This window comes from Microcystis sp. M53598_WE2 (assembly GCF_030067735.1).
GTDB classification, from domain to species: Bacteria; Cyanobacteriota; Cyanobacteriia; order Cyanobacteriales; family Microcystaceae; genus Microcystis; species Microcystis aeruginosa.
The window spans coordinates 1-3,953 of sequence record NZ_JASJFE010000217.1 but is presented as its reverse complement, the minus strand read 5'-3'; the positions used below and the strand labels follow the sequence as shown (position 1 = coordinate 3,953).

At 42.7% G+C, this 3,953-nt stretch carries 4 protein-coding genes; 2 read left to right on the top strand and 2 right to left on the bottom strand.

Annotation, left to right across the window (positions count from 1 at the left end; translation table 11 throughout):
* Window positions 1–1,393: pentapeptide repeat-containing protein (locus tag PX636_RS04575; RefSeq protein WP_288116348.1), on the top strand; the 1,393-nt coding region annotated here is incomplete at its 5' end.
* A gap of 480 nt (window positions 1,394–1,873) precedes the next feature.
* Here the strand turns inward: PX636_RS04575 and PX636_RS04570 are convergent.
* Entirely contained in the window at window positions 1,874–2,209 is a 336-nt protein-coding gene (locus PX636_RS04570; protein WP_002748301.1) for a XisI protein, read from the bottom strand.
* A complete protein-coding gene (locus PX636_RS04565; RefSeq protein ID WP_002751648.1) occupies window positions 2,197–2,613 on the bottom strand; it encodes a XisH family protein in 417 nt (138 codons plus the stop codon). Before PX636_RS04565 ends, PX636_RS04570 begins: the two co-directional genes overlap by 13 nt.
* Window positions 2,614–3,043: 430 nt before the next feature.
* Between PX636_RS04565 and PX636_RS04560 the strand changes: the two genes are divergently transcribed.
* Window positions 3,044–3,769: a 2-phosphosulfolactate phosphatase family protein gene (locus PX636_RS04560; protein ID WP_002798709.1), complete on the top strand. Its 726-nt coding sequence runs from the start codon at window positions 3,044–3,046 to the stop codon at window positions 3,767–3,769.
* Window positions 3,770–3,953 lie beyond the last annotated feature (184 nt).

Genomic DNA, 3,953 nt, shown 5'->3' with positions numbered 1-3,953 from the left:
TGAAAGTAAAACTTATGCTACTCTAGCAGAAGAAGTTTGTCAACAAGAACAATCAATCAAAAATGCAGCTTCTGCTTTATTTGAAATACTGTCAAAGCCACTAGGTGAAAAGATTGGAAAGACTAATCTGATTATTGCTTTAACAAGGTATAGAGATAATTCTCAGACATTTGATCATAACAATAAACCGCAACCTCAGCAATCAGATAAAGTTCTTGAATTAGTTATTGAGGTAGGGATAGACGACCTGACACCAGAGAAAATTGATAAGATTAACAACCTTATTCAAAAAATCGCCAGAGACAACACGATCAAGCCTATTATGAAACTTAAAGGCAGTATTCGGCTATTTTTAGAAGGTTCAGAAGATGGACTCCAGCGCCTAGCAGATTTACATCAATCGGGGGAATTGCAAGCCCTTCTCAATAAACATAAATCAGACGATATACCCGAAATTGTCGTCACAAAAGCCGAGTTCACTACAGATGCAAAAGTTATTGAAAAAGCCGAATTAATTAAGGCAATTCGAGAGGGAACAAGCGATAAGACAACTCTACAACAAGTTGATTTAAGTGGGGCTGACCTGAGAGGGGCTGACCTGAGAGGGGCTTTCCTGAGAAAGGCCGACCTGAGTGGGGCTAACCTGAGTGATGCTAAACTGAGAGGGGCTGACCTGATTGAGGCTGACCTGATTGAGGCCGACCTGAGAAGGGCTTTCCTGAGTGGGGCTATCCTGAGTGATGCTAACCTGAGTGGGGCTGACCTGAGTGATGCTAACCTGAGTGCGGCGGAAGTTAAAAAGGCTATCTTTATCGATGCAACGGGTATCACTCCCGAACAAAAACAGGATTTGATTCGACGAGGGGCAATTTTTGGGGATACTTCTAATGAAGCATCTAAAGAAATTAACAATAAACTAATTGAATCTATTAAAAAACCTAACTTACCCCAGCCCATTTTTGAAAGGACTAATCAGAAAGAGGCTGACCTGAGTGGGGCTGACCTGAGTGGGGCTGACCTGAGTGCGGCTATCCTGAAAAGGGCTGACCTGAGTGCGGCTATCCTGATTGAGGCTAACCTGAGTGCAGCTATCCTGATTGAGGCTAACCTGAGTGGGGCTAACCTGAGTGGGGCTAAACTGAGAGGGGCTATCCTGATTGAGGCTGACCTGAGTGGGGCTAACCTGAAAGAGGCTATCCTGAGTGGGGCTAACCTGAGTGGGGCTGACCTGAGAAGGGCTGACCTGAGTGATGCTAACCTGAGTGCGGCGGAAGTTAAAAAGGCTATCTTTATCGGTGCAACGGGGATCACCCGTGAACAAAAACAGGATTTGATTCGACGAGGGGCAATTTTTGGGGATAATTCTAACGATCGCAGTAAAGTATTAGTTTAAAACAGCCTTTGATATCCACCTTCAGCAGAGATTTAGGTGGGGTTGGCTGAATAAATGTGAAATATAGACGAGATAAGGGGTTTAGGGGCCTGTTTGACCAAGCAGCTGCAAGATTTTCAAGCTGGTGGCTCAAAAACCTTGTATCTTAACCGGCGATCGCCCCTACTTTTTCAGCCAACCCATAATTAATGGGAAAGGACTTGACTTTGCCGGCGACTTGCGCTATGCTTTTCTTATAATGGGAATCTGTGCAAAAATTTTTTGAACCCACAGATTCCCATTATGAATAAAATCTTTTAAAAATATTATCCCAAAATCTGCCGACAAAAGCAAGCAAAATTTTGCCGATAATTGTTAAGTTTTGTTAACAAAGAAATACAGAGATCAGCAAGGTAAAAAAATCGAAGTCTCTTGCTGATCTTGTTTGTCGCCTAACCTATGATTAGGTTAGGCGAATTTGGCGCTTTTCTCGGATTAAGATTAACCCACCGCAAACCCTGTATATTCTCTGACTAGGGGTTCATGAAAGGCTAAAACAATATCTTCTTTAGGAACACCTAAATTAACTAATTCATTGGCAATTCCCACCTCAGTGCCATCATGTTGTATCCAGATTTTACCCTTTTTAATATCGAGATGCAAAACACAACCATGATATCTTCGTCTATTTTTCCAGCCAACATACATCAATTGATAGTGATCGCCAACTGTATCAAAAATCAATTGTTGTTCAATCGGATCTTTAGATGAACCTATCTGAGAATATTCAGTAATGACTTGCTTGACATAGTGACGATATTGTTCTAATTTTTCCATTCGACAATTACCTCCCCAATCGGATCATAAATAATCAGGTAAATTTGAAATCGTTTAACGACAGTTTGAATAAATCGCAATTCAAAAAAACTATAATAAATATCTAAGGGAACAGCTAAATATAACTGTCTTTTAGGTTCTTTTTCTTCTAAAGCAACACGATAATTAAAGAATTGTCCAATGGCAGTATGAAATTCTGAAATGCTGGATTTACCGATAAAACTTTTAATTTCAACGGCTATCTTTTCATTGTCTTTTTCTGCGGCTATCAGTTGCTCTGCTCCTAAATCGACATACATTTCTACATCACCCACTTCAATCCTTAAAGGGTCATCCGTAATGATCCAACCCTCTTTTTCTAATCCTTTTCTCACTGCACCATGAAAACGATCTTTAGCAGACATGAATCTTGAAGTTAGCAGGCATAATAATTGTTAATTATAACATTTAGTCATGACGAGCGACAGGGTGAGAGCATCTCAAACCCTATTGACAATTGGCCAATTTTGTGATCCGCGTGGGCATTTCAAGTGATACCAGTCAATCAAAATAGTTACGAAATCGACCCATTTGAACGAGTAATTGGCTCTTCTCGACTTTGTGTGATAATTTTTGCTTATGGAGTCGTGAAATGCTTATCGGGCAAAACTTTAAGGGCTATTTTGACGTTCGGACGTTCGGCGAAGACTTCGACGGTGATCTCAGCCGAACCGCCGAACGGTCTTCACCCCGACATTTGTGATAAAATCGGCCTTGTCTTTCTTCTGCCAGCGCGACGCCGAGCGGCGGTATGTTGAGCTTATTTCCCCTTTTACTTTTTACTTGGTATAAATCGTGCAGGTTTTCATTTATCATACTCCCGAACTTACCCCCGTCCATACTCTACCCGATTGCGCCGTCGTTATCGATGTTTTAAGAGCAACAACCACGATCGCCACTGCCCTCAATGCCGGTGCGGAAGCAGTGCAAACCTTCAGCGATCTGAAAACCCTGATGCAGGTGAGTGATACCTGGCAACCGGAAAAACGTCTCCGAGCAGGAGAAAGAGGTGGCGCGAAAGTGGAAGGCTGCGATCTGGGCAATTCTCCCCTCGATTGTACCCCTGATTTAATGAAAGGTCGTCGTCTGTTTATCAGCACCACTAACGGCACTCGCGCTCTGCAAAGAGTGGAAGAATCCCCAATCGTGATCACTGCGGCCATGATCAATCGGCAAGCTGCCGTTAATTACTTATTGGATAAGCAGCCCGAAACCGTCTGGATTGTTGGCTCTGGTTGGGAAGGGGGTTATTCTCTGGAAGATACGGCCTGTGCTGGAGCGATCGCCGATGCGCTACAAGAACAATCGGGGCAAATGGCGATCGGTAATGATGAGGTTATCGCCTCGATCGCTCTTTATCGTCAATGGCAAAATGATCTTTTAGGAATGTTCCACAGTTGTAGTCATGGTCAGCGCCTCTTGCGTCTCCACTGTCAAGAAGATTTAAAATACTGCGCTAATATTGACTCTCTTGATGTTTTACCGATCCAAAAAGAACCGAGCATTTTAGTCAAACTTTAGACATTATCACCCAGAGAAAGGGTCCTCCGTGCCGGTAGGAGTATCGATCCTACCTGGATTCCTTTATTTAGGGTCTGCTGAATAAATCTAAAAACCTTGTTGGATAAAACTTTTAGACCTTTTTGAAATCCAAAAGTGCCTCGTCTGGGAGTGATCAGGGGGAAAATCCCTGGACTTTTTCCCT